This window comes from Nonomuraea sp. NPDC050786, from assembly GCF_040654115.1.
Classification (GTDB): domain Bacteria; phylum Actinomycetota; class Actinomycetes; order Streptosporangiales; family Streptosporangiaceae; genus Nonomuraea.
In genome coordinates this window covers 79,685-97,243 of sequence record NZ_JBFAHJ010000015.1, presented here as the reverse complement: position 1 = coordinate 97,243, position 17,559 = coordinate 79,685, and the positions used below count along the sequence as shown (strand labels likewise).

15 protein-coding genes are annotated in these 17,559 nt (G+C 71.6%); 4 read left to right on the top strand and 11 right to left on the bottom strand.

Going from position 1 to position 17,559, the window contains the following annotated elements:
- Positions 1–4: 4 nt before the first annotated feature.
- Together AB0H84_RS26290 and AB0H84_RS26285 are read right to left on the bottom strand one after the other, a co-directional pair.
- Complete coding sequence (locus AB0H84_RS26290) at positions 5–916, bottom strand: acetoacetate decarboxylase family protein (protein ID WP_357609279.1); 912 nt, start codon at positions 914–916, stop codon at positions 5–7.
- On the bottom strand, positions 913–1,977 hold the full coding sequence (locus tag AB0H84_RS26285) for a hypothetical protein (RefSeq protein WP_357609277.1): 1,065 nt from the start codon (positions 1,975–1,977) through the stop codon (positions 913–915). The genes AB0H84_RS26290 and AB0H84_RS26285 overlap by 4 nt, the downstream gene beginning before the upstream one ends.
- Positions 1,978–2,110: 133 nt before the next feature.
- On the opposite strand from AB0H84_RS26285, the gene AB0H84_RS26280 reads away from it, so the two are divergent.
- The 4 genes from AB0H84_RS26280 to AB0H84_RS26265 are packed head-to-tail and all read left to right on the top strand — an operon-like array spanning position 2,111 to position 7,253.
- Positions 2,111–4,477, top strand: coding sequence for a GMC oxidoreductase (locus AB0H84_RS26280; protein WP_357609275.1), 2,367 nt, complete (start codon positions 2,111–2,113; stop codon positions 4,475–4,477).
- Between the two features lie 45 nt (positions 4,478–4,522).
- Positions 4,523–5,320, top strand: coding sequence for an ATP-binding cassette domain-containing protein (locus tag AB0H84_RS26275; RefSeq protein WP_357609273.1), 798 nt, complete (start codon positions 4,523–4,525; stop codon positions 5,318–5,320).
- Positions 5,317–6,264, top strand: a complete 948-nt coding sequence (locus tag AB0H84_RS26270) for an ABC transporter permease (protein WP_357609270.1) — start codon at positions 5,317–5,319, stop codon at positions 6,262–6,264. Before AB0H84_RS26275 ends, AB0H84_RS26270 begins: the two co-directional genes overlap by 4 nt.
- Before the next feature lie 14 nt (positions 6,265–6,278).
- On the top strand, positions 6,279–7,253 hold the full coding sequence (locus AB0H84_RS26265; protein WP_357609268.1) for an ABC transporter substrate-binding protein: 975 nt from the start codon (positions 6,279–6,281) through the stop codon (positions 7,251–7,253).
- A 40-nt stretch (positions 7,254–7,293) separates the two neighbouring features.
- Here the strand turns inward: AB0H84_RS26265 and AB0H84_RS26260 are convergent, their stop codons facing one another.
- From AB0H84_RS26260 to AB0H84_RS26220, 9 genes are all read right to left on the bottom strand, one after another.
- Positions 7,294–7,560, bottom strand: a complete 267-nt coding sequence (locus AB0H84_RS26260) for a hypothetical protein (protein WP_357609265.1) — start codon at positions 7,558–7,560, stop codon at positions 7,294–7,296.
- Between the two features lie 68 nt (positions 7,561–7,628).
- Positions 7,629–8,480, bottom strand: coding sequence for a helix-turn-helix transcriptional regulator (locus AB0H84_RS26255; RefSeq protein ID WP_357609263.1), 852 nt, complete (start codon positions 8,478–8,480; stop codon positions 7,629–7,631).
- Positions 8,481–8,537: 57 nt separating this feature from the next.
- The gene (locus AB0H84_RS26250; protein ID WP_357609260.1) at positions 8,538–8,798 is read right to left on the bottom strand and encodes a hypothetical protein; all 261 of its coding nucleotides are present in this window, start codon (positions 8,796–8,798) and stop codon (positions 8,538–8,540) included.
- Between the two features lie 79 nt (positions 8,799–8,877).
- Positions 8,878–9,891 carry a phosphotransferase family protein gene (locus tag AB0H84_RS26245; protein ID WP_357609258.1) on the bottom strand — a complete coding sequence of 338 codons (1,014 nt, stop codon included), beginning with the start codon at positions 9,889–9,891 and terminating at the stop codon, positions 8,878–8,880.
- A 272-nt stretch (positions 9,892–10,163) separates the two neighbouring features.
- Positions 10,164–11,270, bottom strand: coding sequence for an RNA-guided endonuclease TnpB family protein (locus tag AB0H84_RS26240; RefSeq protein ID WP_357609255.1), 1,107 nt, complete (start codon positions 11,268–11,270; stop codon positions 10,164–10,166).
- Positions 11,271–11,593: 323 nt separating this feature from the next.
- The gene (locus AB0H84_RS26235) at positions 11,594–13,306 is read right to left on the bottom strand and encodes an acyclic terpene utilization AtuA family protein (RefSeq protein WP_357609253.1); all 1,713 of its coding nucleotides are present in this window, start codon (positions 13,304–13,306) and stop codon (positions 11,594–11,596) included.
- On the bottom strand, positions 13,306–14,064 hold the full coding sequence (locus AB0H84_RS26230; protein WP_357609250.1) for an enoyl-CoA hydratase-related protein: 759 nt from the start codon (positions 14,062–14,064) through the stop codon (positions 13,306–13,308). Before AB0H84_RS26230 ends, AB0H84_RS26235 begins: the two co-directional genes overlap by 1 nt.
- Positions 14,061–15,977, bottom strand: a complete 1,917-nt coding sequence (locus tag AB0H84_RS26225) for a biotin carboxylase N-terminal domain-containing protein (RefSeq protein WP_357609247.1) — start codon at positions 15,975–15,977, stop codon at positions 14,061–14,063. The genes AB0H84_RS26230 and AB0H84_RS26225 overlap by 4 nt, the downstream gene beginning before the upstream one ends.
- On the bottom strand, positions 15,974–17,506 hold the full coding sequence (locus AB0H84_RS26220) for a carboxyl transferase domain-containing protein (RefSeq protein ID WP_357609595.1): 1,533 nt from the start codon (positions 17,504–17,506) through the stop codon (positions 15,974–15,976). Before AB0H84_RS26220 ends, AB0H84_RS26225 begins: the two co-directional genes overlap by 4 nt.
- Positions 17,507–17,559: the final 53 nt, after the last annotated feature.

Below are 17,559 nucleotides of genomic sequence, written 5' to 3'. Positions count from 1 at the left end.
TCGGCTACGGCATCTGCGTGACGTGCTCGCGCGGCTCCAGGAGACGGTCGCTCCCGGCGCGGTCGGGAGGCGGCAGCCGGTCCTGCCCGAGCCCCAGATCGACCACGGAGCGCAGGCCGTCCCCGGGCGCCGGCGGCGGCGCGGCCGAGGTGAGGAACCAGCTCTCCACGTGGTCGTCGAGAACCCCGCTCAGGGCGGGGACGAAGGCGGTCACGAGCGGCCGGTCGCGTACGTCCAGCCGCTTCAGCCACGCCGCCCGCTCGTGGTCGCCGATGAGGAGCCGGCTGCCCGGGCCCCCTCCGGGGGTGACGCCCATCCAGCCGCGGAGCGTGACGGACGACTTCACGAGCATCCCGCGGAAGGACGCGTAGCCGGTGCCGGTGAGGCGCAGCGGCAGCCGCGCCCGCGCCGGGCGCGGGACGTCCACGCGCAGGACCATCCGCCCGTCGAGGTCGTACTGGCTGCTGACCGTGGACTCGCCGGCCACGAAGTCGAGGGAGGCGCGCCGTTTGGGCATGCCCCAGATGCCGAGCCCGCCCTTGACCGAGATCTCGGTGCTCACCGGCATGTCGCAGATGTAGACGCCGGTGCCGAAGGCCGAGCCGACCAGCAGCGACAGCAGGGGCGGCGGCGTGGGCAGGCCGCCCCGCGTGCACAGGATCCCGGCGCAGAGCTCCACGTAGCTGCCGATCGGGGTGTCCCGGTAGTCCACGACCGCGATCAGCAGCACCCCCTCGCCGCGGATCCGGTACGGGCGCAACTCCTGCGGCAGCACCTCGCGCGCGCCGCGCGGGTCGATCGGATAGGCGGCGAGGAGCGCCGGGCTGCCCGGCGTCCCCACCGGCATCCGGAACGGGATGCCGTCCACGTTGGCGTAGCGGCCGGCCGTGCGCCGGCGCCCTGCGGCGAAGGTCATCGGTCCCCCCTGTGCCGGGCCGGCGCGCCGGCCAGCTCCTCGATGATCAGCGGAAAGACGTCGAGGTGGGCGCGCTCGCCGAAGAACACGTCCAGATGGCTGTATCCGGGAAGGACGTGCAGGGCGTGGCGGTGGCGGCCGAAGCGGGAGAAGAACTCGTAGGACAGGCGCTGGCTCTCCGGGAGGAAGCAGCGGTTCAGCTCGCCCGCGAGGAAAACGACCCGGGCGTCGGTACGCGGCTCCTGCGCCGTGTAGTCGTCCGGCAGGCCGTCGAGGTGCTCGAAGGCGACCAGGCGGCCGCTGCGCACGCACCGGTCCATCTGGCGGAAGAAGGTCAGCGGCACCGGGCCGAACTCGCGCGGGATCCAGGTGTCGTGCGTGTCGCGGCCAAGGTTCTCGTGCCGCCACAGCGCGGGGCACCCGCTCCCGTACGTGAAGCTGACCAGCTTGCAGACCGTGCTCCGGCACTCGGTGTGCGTGGCCTTCACCAGCCGGGTGATCATCGTGGCCGCGCCCGGCGGCGGGTGGTCGCCCCAGGAGGGGTCGAGGTAGGACAGGAACCGGGAGGTGACCGGCACGGCGTAGCGGAGCTTGGCCCGCGACCAGGGCGGGACGACCGGGTGCAGCGACACGGCGTTCGTGATGATCGTGTCGACCTGCGGGACCAGGCCCGCGCAGGCGGACATCATGAACGAGGTGGAGCCCTGGCAGTGGATGATCGCCTTGAGGCGGTCCGCGCCGGTCTCCTCGACGACCTTGCGCACGGCGGCGGGATGGTCGTACCGCGCCGCCTGGTCCAGGGTCCACGGGTTGGGCGGCACCTCGATGCTCGCCCGCCAGTCCTCCAGCCAGACGTCGTGCCCCCGCGCGACGAGCGCGTCCACCACGTTGGCGGGCACCGGCGCGCGGAAGACCCCGGACCGGACCCCCGCACCGTGCACGAGCAGGACCGGCGCTCTGGTCGGCGGTGCCGACCCGCGCACGTTGACGAGGCTCAGCGGCTTGCCGTCACCGGCGGTGAAGGGTATGAGGCGTTCGCTTGTCGCGGGTCGTCCGTGCATGTCGCCACGATCCGGGCCCGGCCGGCCGTCCACGGGGCCAAGGCCCTGGGTCTGGGTGCTCAGCGCACCGGTCGGTTACGCTTTGATTCTACCTCCCCCCGCTTTTCCTGCCAGGATCGGCGAGAGGGACGAGATGCGCCATCACCAGGCAAGACGCCCGGCCGACGAGCACGCGGACGTCGTCGTCGTGGGCTCGGGGTTCGGCGGTGCCGTGGCGGCCTACCGGTTCGCGGAGGCGGGGCTGCGGGTGGTCGTGCTGGAGCGCGGCCGGCCGTATCCACCGGGCTCGTTCCCCCGCGCGCCCGCCGCGATGGCGCGTAACCTGTGGGACCCGAGCGAGGGCATGTACGGCCTGTTCGACCTGTGGAGCTTCCGCGGGCTCGGCGCGGCCGTCTCCAGCGGGCTCGGCGGCGGCTCCCTCATCTACGCCAACGTGCTGCTGCGCAAGCCGGAACGGTGGTTCGTCCGGGAGAGCCCGCTGCCCGGCGGCGGCCACGAGCACTGGCCCGTGACGCGGGCCGACCTCGACCCGCACTACGACGCGGTGGAGCGGATGCTCCGGCCCCAGCGCTACCCGCTGGACGTGCCGCCGTACGACACGACGGCCAAGACCCTCGCGATGCGGGAGGCGGCCGCGCGGCTCGGCCTGGAGTGGGAGCTGCCGCCGCTGGCGGTCGCGTTCGCCCCGCAGCCCGGGGGCCGTCCCGCTCCCGGCCTGCCCATCCCGGACCCCGCGTACGGCAACCTGCACGGCCTGCCGCGTACGACGTGCCGGCTGCGCGGCGAGTGCGACCTCGGCTGCAACGACGGCGCGAAGAACTCCCTCGACCACACCTACCTGTCGGCGGCCCGGCACGCCGGCGCCGACCTCCGCACCCTGCACGAGGTCCGGTGGCTGGCCCCCAGGCCGGGCGGCGGCTACACCGTGAGCTACGTGGTGCACGAGCCACGGGAGGAGCGGCGGCGGGTCCGCACCCGGCGGCTGCCGCGGCGCACGATCACCTGTGACCGGCTCGTCCTGGCCGCGGGCGCGCTCGGGACGACGTACCTGCTGCTGACCTGCAGAGCGGAGTTCCCAGGGCTGAGCCCCATGCTCGGCACCCGCTTCAGCGGCAACGGCGACCTGCTCACCATGGTCACGCGCGCCCGCGACGGCGCGGGCCGCCACCGCTCGCTGGAGGGCAGCCGCGGGCCGGTGATCACCAGCGCCGTCCGGGTGCCGGACGCGGCCGACTCAGGGGCCGGCGACCGCCGGGGGTTCCTGGTCGAGGACGCGGGCTACCCGCCCTTCGTCGAATGGCTGGCGGAGCTCGCCGGGATGCGCGGCGTGGTCAGGAGAGCCGGCAAGTTCGCGCTGGGCCGGATCGCGGCCCTGCTGAGCCGCTCGCCGCGGACCCGGATCAACGCCGAACTGGCCGCGCTGCTCGGCAGCGGGCACCTGTCCGACGGGTCGCTGGGCCTGCTCGGCATGGGCCGCGACGTCCCCGACGGCGTCATGCGCCTGCGCCGTGGCTACCTCGACGTCGACTGGACCACGAGCACGTCCATGCCGTACTTCACCGCGATGCGCTCGGTCATGCGGGACATGGCCGGGGTGCTGAGGGCCGGCTACCACGACAGCCCGCTCTGGCTCGCCCGCAAGGTGATCACGGTGCATCCGCTCGGCGGCGCCCCGATGGGACGGCACCCGGGCGAGGGCGTCGTGGACGAGTACGGCGAGGTGTTCGGCCATCCGGGCCTGTACGTCCTCGACGGCGCGTCCATGCCCGGCCCGGTCGGCGTCAATCCCGCCCTGACCATCGCCGCGCTCTCGGACCGGGCCTGCGAGCGCGCACTGGAGACCTCGCCGGCGCTCGTGGCGGCCGGGGCCCGCCGGGAGACGACAGGGCTGAGCTTCACCGAGGAGATGCGCGGCCACATCATGCCCGGCTCGGCCGACCCGGACGAGGGCGAGCGGCTCGGGCGCGCGAACGAGCACCGGCTGGCGGTCCACCTGACCATCACCGCCGACGACGTCGAGCGGTTCGTGGCGGACCCCGGGCACGAGGCCTCCGCGGCCGGATGGGTGAGCTGCCCCATGCTCGGCGGCGGCCGCCTGCCGGTGCGGGCCGGCTGGTTCAACCTCTTCGTGGCGGGCGAGAACCCGTCGCGCCGGCGCATGCTCTACCGCCTGCACTTCACCGGCGACGGCGGCGCCGCGCTGACGCTCACCGGGCACAAGGACGTCCACGACGACCCCGGGGCCGACGTGTGGCGCGACACCTCCACCCTGTACGTCCGGATCCTGCGCGGGCACACCGCCCCGGCGGGCGACGCGGAGGCCGAGGTGGTCGCCGCGGGCGTCATCAGGATCCACCTGCCGGACTTCATGCACCAGCTGACGACGTTCCGCACCTGGGGGCCGGAGGGGCCGGCGGCGCTGGTGAGGTTCGGCCGGCTCTTCCTGGGCGAGCTGTGGGACGCCTACCGCGATCTCGCGGCGGCGCCGCGGGTGCCGTGAAAGGTGAGCCTTGACAACGATGTCAATCGCATTATTGATGTTCTTATGGCCGTACCGTTGATCGCCGCCCGCGAGATCGTGAAGAGCTACGGCCACGTCGAGGCGTTACGCGGCGCCGACTTCACCCTGCGCCCCGGCGAGGTGGTCGCGCTGATCGGCGACAACGGCGCGGGCAAGTCCACGCTGGCGAAGATCCTCTCAGGCGTCGAACGCCCGGACGAGGGGACGGTCGAGATCGACGGCGAGCCGGTGGCGTTCGGGTCGGTCGAGGAGGCCAGGAGCGCCGGCATCGAGACCGTCTACCAGGACCTCGCGCTCTGCGCCGACCTCAGCCCCGCCGCCAACTTCTTCCTCGGCAGGGAACGCCTCAAGCCCGGCCTGCTGGGCCTGCTCGGCGTGCTGGACAACGCCGCCATGCGCCGCGCCGCGCAGGAGGCCTGCGAACGGCTCGGCGTGCGGCTCGCGTCCCAGACCGCGCCCGTCTCCGCGCTCTCCGGCGGGCAGCGGCAGGGGGTCGCGGTGGCCAGGGCGGTGACGTGGGCGCGCCGGGCGGTGTTCATGGACGAGCCCACCGCCGCGCTCGGCGTCGTGCAGACCCGGCTGGTGCTCGACCTGATCCGGAGCGTACGCGACTCGGGCGTGTCGGTCGTGCTGATCAGCCACAACATGCAGGACGTGAAGGCCGTGTCCGACCGGGTCGAGGTGCTGCGGCTGGGGCGCAGGGTGGCCCGCTTCGACACCGCGAACGTCTCGATGGAGGAGCTGGTCGGCGCCATGACCGGCGCGCTCGGCAGCCAGGATGACGGCGGGCCTGGGGACAGCGGGCGGGGGAGCGGCGCATGAAGGGCGTGCGGCTGGGCCGGTCGCAGGTCGTGTGGATCGGCCTGGTGCTGCTCGCGCTGCTGGCGGCGTTCTCGGCCCTGGCGCCGCGCACGTTCCCGACCGCGTTCAACCTGCTCAACCTGGTCAGCGACGCCGCCATCCTGCTGCTGCTCGCCACCGGCATGACGTACGTCATCATCACCGCGGGGATCGACCTGTCGGTGGGCGGAGTGCTGGTGTTCTCGGCCGTGGCGGCCGCCGAGGTCATGGACGCGACCGGCTCGCTGCTCCTCGGCACCCTGGCCGCGCTGGTCACGGGGCTGGCGTGGGGCGTCCTGAACGGCGTGCTGATCGCCCTTGGCCGCATCCCCGCGCTCATCGTGACGCTCGGGACGCTCGGCATGTCGCTCGGCGGGGCGCTGCTGCTCACCGGCGGCGTCGATCTGCGTGCCCCGACGGACCTGAACCTCGGTCTCGGCCTGGCGCGCTGGCTCGGCGTGCCGCTGATCGTGTGGATCTGCGCCGCCATCACGGCCGCCCTCGCGCTCATGCTCGCGTACACGCGGTTCGGGCGGCACACGTACGCGATCGGGTCCAACGCCGAGGCCGCCAGGCGCGGCGGCGTGGCCGTGCGCGGGCACCTGATCAGGGTGTACGGCCTGGCGGGGCTGCTGGCCGGGCTGGCCGGGCAGCTGTCGCTGGCCAAGTACGGCATCACCGGCGTGTCCGCGCACTCCACCGACAACCTGCAGGCCATCGCGGCCGTGGTGATCGGCGGAACGTCCCTCTTCGGCGGCGTGGGGACGGTGGCCGGGACGGTCATCGGGGTGTTCATCCCGGTCGTGCTGCAGAACGGCTTCCAGATCCTGGGCGTGCGGCCGTTCTGGCAGCAGGTGGTGGTCGGCGCCGTGCTCGTGGCGGCCGTCTACGTCGACCAGTGGCGGCGCAGGGCCCGGGACCAGTAGGAGGAGGCACCACGATGCGCAAGGCTGTGGCAGCTCTGGGAGCGCTGCTGACGATCGCCGCCTGCGGCGGACAGGGCGGGCAACAGGGCGGGCAGGGCGGTGGGAACGGGCAGATCAGGGTGACGCTCGTGCAGGGGCTGGCGGGGGAGGAGTTCTACGAGACCATGGCCTGCGGCGCGAAGGCCAAGGCCAAGGAGCTGGGCGTGGCGCTGGACGTCCAGGGGCCGCAGAAGTTCGACCCGACGTTGCAGACGCCGATCGTGAACTCCGTCGTCGCCTCCAAGCCGGACGCCATGCTCATCGCGCCCACCGACGTCAAGGCCATGATCGCGCCTCTGACGCAGGCCAAGCAGCAGGGCATCAAGATCGTCCTGGTGGACACGGTGGTGGAGGACCAGAGCATCGGCCTGTCCAGGATCAGCACGGACAACGTCAAGGGCGGGGCGGCGGCGGCCAAGGCGCTGGCGGACCAGGTCGGCGACAAGGGCAAGGTGCTGGTGATCTCCACGGACCCGGGTGTCAGCACCGTGGACGCCCGGATCAAGGGATTCGAGGAGGAGGTCAAGGCGTCGCATCCCGGGATGACGTACCTCGGCGTGCAGTATTCGCACAACGACGTCGGCGAGGCCTCCAAGATCGTCAACGCGGCGCTGGCGAAGGATCCCGACCTGGCCGGGGTGTTCGCCGCGAACCTCAACTCGGCCACCGGCGCAGGCTCCGCCCTCCAGCAGGCCGGCAAGCTCGGACAGGTCAAGATGGTGGGGTTCGACGCCGGTCCGGCTCAGGTCAAGCAGCTGAAGGACGGGGTCGTGCAGGCGCTCATCGCGCAATTGCCCGGTGACATCGGCGCCAAGGGCGTGGAGCAGGCGGTCGCCGCCGTCAAGGGGCAGCAGGTCACGCCGTCGATCCCCACGGACGCCACCATCGTCACGGCCCAGAACGTGGACCAGCCGGACGTGCAGAAGGTGCTCTACAAGGCGGGTTGCTGACCCACGGCCGCCCGGCTCGCGGGCAGGTCAGGCGGGCAGGTCAGGCGGGCAGGGCGGCGAGGAGGAAGGCGAGGCGGGCGGCGGCGGACTCGACGTCCTCCGTGGTGCCGAGGCGGTAGCCCCACGAGGTGATGTACGCGCCCTCGTCCGAGCACGTCACCGTCTCCGCGAGGGTGGCCGAGAAGCGGTTGCGCACCGACACGTACGCCGGGTCGCTCGACAGGGCGAGGCTCTGGACCGACAGGTCAGCGTGACGACCCGCGTGCCAGGCGAACCGCTCGAGGCAGAGCGCGGTATCAAGCATCATGCGTCACCTCCGCAACGTCTCGCGACAGAATTGCACGATCTTGGGTGGGAGGCAAGCAATTGCAGCGGTTAATGTGACGTTTGTTTGCGGTAACCGTGAAGAATGCTGACGATGATGTCCCGGCCGGCCTCGTCGAGCTGCGCCACCTTCGCGTAGTCGTCGAAGGCCCGGACGTAGAAGGCGATGTCGTCCGGGTCGCGGAGGACCAGGTCCTTCGTCATGGTGGCCACCGAGACCATGGCCTCGTTGTAGATCCAGAAGCCGTTGATCGGGCTGGACGGCAGCTCGCAGTCGAAGGGGATCACGCCGAACTCCACGTTCGGCAGCGTGCTGACGGCGAGTAATCGGTCCAGCTGGCCGCGCATCACCTCGGGCGGCGCGAGGGCGGTGCGGAGCGCAGCCTCGGTCACCACGAACCTGAACGTCCGCGTCCGGTCGTAGAGGATCTCCTGGCGCTGCATCCGTACCCGCACCGCGGCGTCGATCTGGTCGGCGGCGCTGTAGAGGCGCCTGACCTTGCGGAAGACGTGCCTGGCGTACTCCGACGTCTGCAGCAGGCCTACGACGATGCCCGGCTCGAACACCCTGAACAGCTTGGTGCGCGCCTCCAGGTCGCGGATGTCCTCCTGGAGGGCGGCCAGGCCGCCGCGGTGGCGCTGCTTCCAGTCGTCGTGCCGCTCCAGCAGCGCGATGGCCTGCCTGATCAGCTCGTCCGTCGTGTCGGGCGAAGCGCGTACGGCCTGCGCCCACACGACCACGTCATCCTCGGTGGCGGTCTGGCGGGCGTTCTCCAGGCGGGAGACCTTGGACGGCTGCCAGCGCAGCCGCTCGGCCAGCTCCTTGCCGGACAGCTGTGCGGCCTCGCGCAGCTGGCGTAATTGACTGCCGAGGTCGACACGCGCCTGCTGAAACGACGTCACGCCGCAAGAGGCTAGCCCGGTCCGTGCCGATCATGCCAGGGTCCCAGGGAAATGTGATCAAGCGGTGGCCGAGGGTGTTGCCCCGCTGGTCGGGAAAGCGTTTGCCGTATGGTCAGGCAGGACCCGGCGGGCGATCTCGGTGATGAGCTCGCGGGGAACCTCGACCGCGACCTCGCCCTCGAGCACGTCCCGGAGGTCTGCGAGCGCCTCCGCGTCGGTGACCTGCAGACCTTGGACGACGATGGTGCCGCGGTCGGTCTCGTACAGGGTGGGGCAGGCGCCCGCCTCCGAGGTGGAGCCGAGGAACCGCATGCGCATGACGATCCTTCCCCGATCAACGATGCAATTGCGCGCAATTGTAGGGCTCGGGGCACTCATGTGATCGTTTTTCCGGAAATCAGCTGAGAATCCCGTCCCGGAAGTCCCGTGCCCGGTCGAACAGCTCCAGGGTGGTCGCGTGGAGCGCGTCCCCTATGTCCTGGGGCGCCTTCCCCGCGCAGGCCCGCGCGTGCGTGCCCTCGAGGACGATGCCGAGCTTGAAGCAGGCCATGACCGCGTACCAGTCGACGGCCGACAGGTCGCGCTCGGACAGCGCCGCGTAGTACGCGATCAGCTCCCGCGGCTCCGGCAGCCCCGGGACGTGGCCGTTGCTGCTCGGCCAGGTGGCCAGCAGCCAGCCGAGGTCGATCAGCGGGTCGCCGATCGTGCACATCTCCCAGTCCACGATCGCGGCGACGCGGGGGCCGTCGCAGGCGAACATCAGGTTCGCGAAGTGGTAGTCGCCGTGCATGATCCCCGGGGTGAACGTACGGGGGAGATGCCGCGTGAGCCAGTCGGCCGTCTCCTGCAGACCGGGGATGTCCGGGCCGGGATAGCCGTCGAGCTCGCCGTACGAGTCGAGCTCCTTGAGCCAGCGCGGCACCTGCCGCTCCAGGAACCCCTCCGGCCGGCCGAACCCCGGCAGCACCCCCGGATCGACCCGCCCCAGCTCGGCCAGCGCAGCGGCGGCCTCCAGCCCCATGCGGTGCCTGATCGCCGGGTCCGAGGCGTGCGGCTCCGGCAGCCCGGTCGAGGGGTTGAACCCGTCGACCGGCTCCATCAGGTAGAACACCGGTTCCCGCTCGGTCTGCGCGGCCACCAGCCTGGGCGCGGGGACGGACGTGTCGCGCAGCGCCGCCAGCACCCGCGCCTCGCGGCGCAGCACCTCGTTGCTCCTGGCCCGGGCGTGCAGGGGAGGTCTGCGCAGGATGTACGGGCGGCCGCCGCGCTCGAAGCGGACCATGACGTTCTGCGTGCCGCCCAGGACCGGAGCCTCGCCCGTGATCGGGCCCTGGGGGAGTCTCTGGGCGTCCATCCACGTGCCTAGCGCGGCGAAGTCGATGGCGCTGACGTCGATGTGGGTGGTGGTCATGACCCGCCCTTCGACAGAACCATGTTCGGGGTTTGCCGACCCTACGAGAGCCCCGCATCCCCGGTCAACCCACTGCCCACCGCCGTGCACCCAGCGGCCGTACCGCCCCTCGGTGCGCGCCCCCGCCCGCCCTCAGCCGAGGGCCTGCTTGGCATGCTCCCCCGCGTGCACGAGGGGGAGTCCCACGGTCGCCCGTGAGGGTTCCTGTTTCACCGCCGGTTGCCCGCCCGAGAGGATTCTCGTTGAGGTCTTACACCAGCTCCACAGGCGTTTCAGCTCTCCGCCAGCCCGGCGGCGAGCACGTTCTTGGCCGCGTTCACGTCCCGGTCATGGACCGCGCCGCAAGCACAGGTCCACTCGCGGACGTTCAGCGGCATCTTGTCTCGCAAGGCCCCGCACGCCGAGCACAGCCTGGAGGAGGGAAACCAGCGATCCACCGCCACCAGTTCCCGCCCGTACCAGGCCGCCTTGTACTCCAGCATGCCCCGCAACTCCCGCCACGAGGCATCGGAAATGGCGCGCGCCAGCGAGCGGTTCTGCACCATGTTCCGCACGGTCAGGTCTTCCACGGCGATCACTTGATTCTCGCGAACAAGCCGTGTCGTGACCTTGTGCAGGTGATCCCTCCTGCGATCAGCGATGCGGGCATACACCCGTGCCACCCTGCGCCGGGCCTTGTCCCGGTTGTTCGAACCTTTCTCCTTACGGGCGAGCGCCCGCTGCGCCTTGGCCAGCCTCTTGCGGTCGGCCCGCTCGTGACGCGGGTTGACGATCTTCTCTCCGGTGGACAGCGTCGCCAGGGCGGTGATGCCCGCGTCCACACCCACGCTCTGCCCGACGGGCGGGAGCGGGCTGATCTTCTCCTCGACCAGCAGGGACACGAACCAGCGCCCTGCCGCGTCCCTCGACACGGTCACCGTGGACGGGACCGCCCCCTCCGGCAACGGGCGCGACCACACGATGTCCAGCGGCGCATCCATCTTCGCCAGCGTCAACCGGCCGTCCCGCCACCGGAAGGCCGAGCGGGTGTACTCCGCCGACGCCCGCGACTTCTTCCTGCTCTTGAACGTCGGGTATCTGGCCCGCTTGGCGAAGAAGTTCGCGAATGCGGCCTGCAGGTGGCGCAGTGCCTGCTGCAGCGGCACGGACGACACCTCCGACAGGAAGTCGTACTCACCGCTGCGTTTCCACTCCGTCAGCCGTGCCGAGGACTCCACGTAGGAGATACGGCGGCCCTGCTGGGCGTAGGCGCGGGTGCGTTCTTCGAGGGCCCTGTTGTAGACCAGGCGGACGCAGCCGAACGTCCGGGCGAGCTCGGAGGCTTGCTCGGAGGTCGGGTAGAAGCGGTACTTGTAGGTCCGCTTCACGGTCTGCGCCACGCCTCACGTTCTACCGCCCGACCGGCTAAAAATCGTGCTCTTGTTCGATACAGCGATTCGGCTTACGCTTAGTTACGGCAAATCGCCTACCCTTGCCCTGCTCCGCAGGAATCCAATTCTTCGCCCCCTGAAGGCGGCAGGTTCCTCGGAGGCACCTGATGAACGGCAGGAACTGGCAGGCGCGGTCACCCGGCAGGTCGCCCCCGCACACCATCTTCGAGACCCGCCACGGGTTGCTGACGCGGTGGTCGGCCGCCCACCGACCCTGGAGGCGCGGGCGGCGGAGGTCTGGTCGTCGGCCGTGGACGCGCTCGCCCTGGCAATCAGCCGCGTAGGTGCGGGGGGAGGTCGACCTCCCGCGCCCGCAACTCCTCGCCGAGGGCCTTCGCCTGGGGGTCCATCCTCGGGCTCGCCGCCACGCCCCTGCCGAGCAGGCCGTGGATCACGAAGTTGAGCGCTTTGAGGTTGGGGAGCTCGTAGCGGTCGATGCGGTGGGGCGCGAGAGCCGGGAGGAGGCTTCTGAGAGCCTCCGGCGTCAGGTACGCCGCCAGCCAGTCGTACCTCTCCTGCGTGTCGGTCCAAACGCCCAGGTTGGCGTTCCCGCCCTTGTCGCCCGATCGTGCCCCGGCGACCCGCCCCAACGGCACCCGCACGGTGCTGCGCGTGTCAGGTGTCGTGCCCGGCGGGCTCGGCGCCCTGGTCGGGTCCGGCGTCTCCACCGTGCCCGTCCCGCCGGACGCATGGGCGGCGTGCGCCTCGACGGCGGATGGGGGCAGTTCCTTGCCGTTGATGAAGACGCGCGGGCGGACCTCCGAAGCAGGCACGAGCACGGGCCAGTACACCCCGTACGGCGAGGCGCTGCCGGGCGGCGTGAGGGCGTAGAAGCCCGGGTAGCTGGCCAGGCCCGTCTCCACCACGGCGGAGGAGAAGGCCCGGCCCGCCCGGTGCGGGTCGGCGTCCATGACCGTGATCCGCAGCAGGCCCGAGTCCGTCAGCGTGACGTCCACCTCGTCGAACGACTCCCGGGGGATGCGGGCCCAGAGGGCCTCCTCCGCCGCCCGGGCCTTGGCCTCCACGTCCAGGCCGGTCAGGACGAGGGTCATCGTGTTCCGGTAGCCCGCCAGGTAGTTGACCGCCACCTTCAACGTGTCAGGCGGCGGCTCGCCGCGGACGCCCGAGACCAGGACGCGGTCGGGGCCGTCGGACGACAACCTGATCGTGTCGAAGCGGGCGACCACGTCAGGGCCGAGGTAGCGCGGGCTCCCCAGTTCGTACACGAGCTGCGCCGTCACCGTGCCGACCGAGACCAGCCCGCCGGTGCCCGGGTGCTTGGTGATCACGGCGGAGCCGTCCGCGCGCAGCTCAGCGAGCGGGAAGCCGCAGTGCGCCAGGTCCGGTACGTCCTGGAAGAACGCGTAATTACCGCCCGTGGCCTGGCAGCCGCATTCGATGATGTGCCCCGCGACCACCGAGCCCGCCAGCGGGTCGAGATCGTCGGGCCCCCATCCGTACCGCCAGATGCCCGGACCCGTCACCAGGGCGGCGTCCGTGACGCGGCCGGTCACGACCACGTCCGCGCCCGCCGACAGGGCGGCGGCGATCGGGCGGCCGCCGAGGTAGGCGTTCGCGGTCAGCGGGGTGGCGGCCAGGCGCTCGCCCGTGTCCGCGTTGGTCAGGTCCAGGGGGTGGCCGGTGAGGTCGTCGCCCGTGATGTGGGCGATCGTGGGGGAGAGACCGAGGCGGGTGGCCAGGTCGTGGACGGCCTCGGCGCAGCCGGCGGGGTCCAATCCGCCGGCATTTGCCACGATTTTTATGGATTTATCGAGGCAAGGGCCGAGCACGTCCTCCAACTGCCGCAGGAACGTCGGCGCGTACCCCGGACGGCCCTTGAGGCGGTTGCCGGCCAGGATGAGCATGGTCAGCTCGGCCAGCCAGTCGCCGGTCAGCACGTCGATGGGGCCGCCCTCGACCATCTCGCGGGCGGCCGAGAGGCGGTCGCCGTAGAAGCCGCTGCAGTTCGCGATCCGCAGCGTCATCACACGGCCCACTTGGGCGGGCGCTTCTCCCGGAACGCCGCGATGCCCTCCTGCCCCTCCTCCGACGTGAAGCGCTCGGCGGACAGCTCGGTCATCCGCCGCAGCCCCTCCTCGAACGACATCCCCGGCACCTCCCTGACCAGCCGCTTGGTGATGGCCAGCGCCTCGGGGCCGCCCTTGGTCAGCAGCTCCGCGTAATGGGCGACCGTCGCGTCCAGTTCCTCCTCGGGCACGGCCCGCGAGAGCAGCCCGATCTCCGCCGCGCGAGCGGCGTCGAACACCTCGCCGGTCAGGAAGTACTCGGCCGCCGCCCTCGGCTCGACCCGGCGCAGCACGGGCACCGAGATCATGGCGGGCACGACCCCGAGCCGCACCTCCGAGAACGCGAACGACGCCGTCAGCGGCGCGATCGCGAAGTCGCACGCCGCCACCAGCCCCAGTCCGCCCGCCCGCGCGGTGCCGTTGAGCCGGCAGACGACCGGCTTCGGGCTCTCCCAGATCAAGGCGAGGATCTCAGGGAACGACGCCGTCACCGGCGCGCCGGAGGCCTTCTGCTCCTTGATGTCCGCGCCCGAGCAGAACACGCTCCCCGTGCCGGTCAGCACGATCACCCTGGCCTCCGGCTCGGCCAGCGCCCAGTGCAGCCGCTCCGCCAGGTCGGCGAGGAGCCGTACGGACAGGGCGTTGCGGTTGGGCGGCGAGTCCAGCGTGATGGTCGCGACGCCGCCCGCCAGGTCCTTGTGCACCAGGCTCGTCATGAGGTCCCCTCCTGGATGATCGCCAGCACCGCGCCCGCGTCGACCTGCCGGCCCTTTTCGACGTGTACGCCGGACACCACCCCGTCGGAAGGCGCCACGATCCGATGCTCCATCTTCATCGCCTCGAGCACCAGCACCACCTGCCCCTTCACCACCCGCTCGCCGGCCTCCACCTCGACCCGCAGCACGCTGCCCGGCATGGGGGCGAGCAGCGATCCGGGGGCGACGTGCTCGACCGGCTCGGGGAGACGGGGGAGCGGGGTCAGCTCGGCGCAGCCGCCGGCGTGGTCCACGTAGATCCTGCCGTCCTCGTCGTACTGGGCCACCTGGAAGGTCTGCCGGACGCCGTCGTGCTCCAGCACCACCTCGTACGGCTCCGCGCTGATCACCGTGACGCCGTCGGGCAGCGGGTCGTAGACGACCTCGGCCTCCTCGAAGCGGGCGCGGCGGGGCTGGGAGCGTACGTTGCGCCAGCCGCTCGGAAGGCCCGGCAGCACCTTGGCCCGGCGGCGGTTCGCGGCGGCCATGGCGAGGGCGGCGGCGAGGGCGGCGGCGAGGACGGCGGCGGGGGCGGGGAGCTCGCCGGGTTGCTCGCCCGGCTGCTCTTCTCGCGCCGCCGCGCCTTGGAGCGGGCCGTCCGGGGCGAGGAAGCCGGTGTGGGTATCGCCCGCCACAAACGCCGGATTTGTCAGGATTTTCACCAATAAATCGCGATTGGTGGTGACTCCATGGAGCCTCGCCCGCCGCAGCGCCGTGACCAGCTTCCGCACCGCCTCGGCCCGCGACGACCCGTACCCGATGATTTTCGCCAGCATCGGGTCGTAGTACGGCGAGATCACCGACCCTGACTCGACCCCCGAATCCACCCGCACGTCCCCGGAGACCTCGAACCGCCGGAGCACCCCGCTCTGCGGCAGATAGTCCTCGTCCTCCGCATAGAGCCGCACCTCCACCGCATGCCCGGCCGGCGCGGGCGGCTCCGCCGGGAGCGGGGTCCCTTCGGCCACCTCGAGCTGCAGCCGTACGAGATCGACTCCGTGGACCAGCTCGGTGACCGGGTGCTCGACCTGGAGCCGGGTGTTCATCTCCAGGAACGCCACCCGATCCCCCTTGACCAGGAACTCCACCGTCCCGGCCCCCACGTAGCCGATCTTCCGTGCGGCCCTGACCGCCGCCTCGCAGAGCCGTTCGCGCAGCTCGGCCGTGATCCCGGGGGATGGGCACTCCTCGACGACCTTCTGGTGCCGCCGCTGCACGCTGCACTCCCGCTCGCCCAGCGCCCACACGGTCCCGTGCCGGTCGGCCAGCACCTGCACCTCGACGTGCCGGGCCCCCTCCAGCAGCGGCTCCACGAACACGGTCCCGTCCCTGAACGCCGCCGCCGACTCCCTGCGCGCCGACTCGACCTCCAGGGCCAGCTCCCCGGGCTCACGCACGATCCGCATGCCGCGCCCGCCCCCACCCGCGGACGCCTTCACCAGCACCGGGAACTCGCCGGGCGCCGCCGGATCGAGCGACGGCAGCACGGGCACCCCCGCCTCCGCCATCAGCCGCTTCGCCTCGACCTTGGACCCCATGGCGGCGATGGCCTCCGGTGGCGGGCCGACCCAGACCAGCCCGGCCGCCAGCACCGCCCGTGCGAACTCCGCGTTCTCGGACAGGAAGCCATATCCGGGATGGACGGCGTCCGCGCCGGTGGCCCGGCAGGCGTCCACGATGCGCCCGATGTCCAGGTACGTATCGGACGGGCGGGCGCCGGGCAGCCGTACCGCCAGATCGGCCTCGGCCACGTGCGGCGCGTCCGCGTCGGGGTCGGAGAAGACGGCGACCGTGGAGATGCCGAGCGACGCGCAGGTGCGGAAGACGCGGCGGGCGATCTCGCCCCGGTTCGCGACCAGCAGACGGGTGATCAAGGCCGGAACACCCCGAACCCCGCCGGCTCGGGCACCGGCGCGCTGTTGATCGCGGACAGGCACATGCCCAGCACGGTACGCGTGTCGCGCGGGTCGATGACCCCGTCGTCGTACAGGCGGCCCGACAGGAAGAACGGCAGCGACTCCGCCTCGATCTGGGCCTCCACCATCGCGCGCATCGCCGCGTCCGCCTCCTCGTCGTACGCCTGCCCCTTGGCCTGCGCCGACGCCCTGCCCACGATCGACAGCACCCCGGCGAGCTGCGCGGGCCCCATCACCGCCGACTTGGCGCTCGGCCAGCTGAACAGGAAGCGGGGCTCGTACGCGCGCCCGCACATGCCGTAGTTTCCGGCGCCGTACGAGGCGCCCATGACGATGGTGAGGTGGGGCACGGTCGAGTTGGAGACGGCGTTGATCATCATGGCGCCGTGCTTAATGATGCCGCCCTGCTCGTACTCCTTGCCGACCATGTAACCGGTCGTGTTCTGGAGGAACAGGAGCGGAGTGCGCGACTGGTTCGCGAGCTGGATGAACTGGGTGGCCTTCTGCGACTCCTCGCTGAACAGCACGCCGCGCGCGTTGGCCAGCACGCCCACCGGGTAGCCGTGGACGCGCGCCCAGCCGGTCACCAGCGAGGCGCCGTACAGCGGCTTGAACTCCTCGAACTCGCTCCCGTCCACCACCCGCGCGATCACCTCGCGAGGGTCGAACGGCACCTTCAGGTCTTCGGGGACGATCCCAAGCAGCTCGTCCACCGGGTACCTCGGCTCCCGCGCCGCCCGCGGCCTGACGCCCTGCTTGCGCCAGTTGAGGGAACGCACGATCTGCCGCCCGATCCGCAGCGCGTCGTGCTCGTCCTCGGCCAGATGGTCGGCCAGGCCGCTGATCCTGGCGTGCATCTCGGCGCCGCCCAGCGACTCGTCGTCCGACTCCTCGCCGGTGGCCATCTTCACCAGGGGCGGGCCGCCCAGGAACACCTTCGCTCGTTCCCGCACCATCACCACGTAGTCGCTCATCCCGGGCACGTACGCGCCGCCTGCCGTGGAGTTCCCGAACACGAGCGCGACGGTCGGAACGCCCGCAGCCGACAACCGGGTCAGGTCCCGAAATATCCGCCCACCCGGGATGAAGATCTCCTTCTGCGTCGGCAGATCCGCGCCGCCGCTCTCCACCAGGTTCACGTACGGCAGCCTGTTCCGCAGCGCGATGTCGGCCGCCCGCAGCGACTTCTGCAACGTCCACGGATTGGAGGCGCCGCCGCGGACGGTGGGGTCGTTGGCGGTGATCACACACTCGACGCCCTCGACCACCCCGATCCCCGACACCATGCCGGCCCCCACGGGGAACTCACTGCCCCAGGCGGCCAGCGGCGACAGCTCCAGGAACGGGGAGTCGGGATCGACCAGCAGCTCGATGCGCTCACGGGCCAGCAGCTTGCCGCGCCTGCGATGCCGCTCGACGTACCTCTCACCACCCCCGGCCACGGCCTTGGCATGCTCGGCGTCGAGCTCGCTCAGCTTGGCGAGCATGGATGCGCGGCGACTGCGGTAGTCGGCGCTCTCGAGGTCGAGCCTGGACCTGA

Excerpts from the sequence above, each read along its gene's own strand:
- AB0H84_RS26290 (WP_357609279.1), bottom strand. The coding sequence starts at position 916 with ATGACCTTCGCCGCAGGGCGCCGGCGCACGGCCGGCCGCTACGCCAAC.
- AB0H84_RS26285 (WP_357609277.1), bottom strand. The coding sequence starts at position 1,977 with ATGCACGGACGACCCGCGACAAGCGAACGCCTCATACCCTTCACCGCC.
- AB0H84_RS26280 (WP_357609275.1), top strand. The coding sequence starts at position 2,111 with ATGCGCCATCACCAGGCAAGACGCCCGGCCGACGAGCACGCGGACGTC.
- AB0H84_RS26275 (WP_357609273.1), top strand. The coding sequence starts at position 4,523 with ATGGCCGTACCGTTGATCGCCGCCCGCGAGATCGTGAAGAGCTACGGC.
- AB0H84_RS26270 (WP_357609270.1), top strand. The coding sequence starts at position 5,317 with ATGAAGGGCGTGCGGCTGGGCCGGTCGCAGGTCGTGTGGATCGGCCTG.
- AB0H84_RS26265 (WP_357609268.1), top strand. The coding sequence starts at position 6,279 with ATGCGCAAGGCTGTGGCAGCTCTGGGAGCGCTGCTGACGATCGCCGCC.
- AB0H84_RS26260 (WP_357609265.1), bottom strand. The coding sequence starts at position 7,560 with ATGATGCTTGATACCGCGCTCTGCCTCGAGCGGTTCGCCTGGCACGCG.
- AB0H84_RS26250 (WP_357609260.1), bottom strand. The coding sequence starts at position 8,798 with ATGCGCATGCGGTTCCTCGGCTCCACCTCGGAGGCGGGCGCCTGCCCC.
- AB0H84_RS26245 (WP_357609258.1), bottom strand. The coding sequence starts at position 9,891 with ATGACCACCACCCACATCGACGTCAGCGCCATCGACTTCGCCGCGCTA.
- AB0H84_RS26235 (WP_357609253.1), bottom strand. The coding sequence starts at position 13,306 with ATGACGCTGCGGATCGCGAACTGCAGCGGCTTCTACGGCGACCGCCTC.
- AB0H84_RS26230 (WP_357609250.1), bottom strand. The coding sequence starts at position 14,064 with ATGACGAGCCTGGTGCACAAGGACCTGGCGGGCGGCGTCGCGACCATC.
- AB0H84_RS26220 (WP_357609595.1), bottom strand. The coding sequence starts at position 17,506 with ATGCTCGCCAAGCTGAGCGAGCTCGACGCCGAGCATGCCAAGGCCGTG.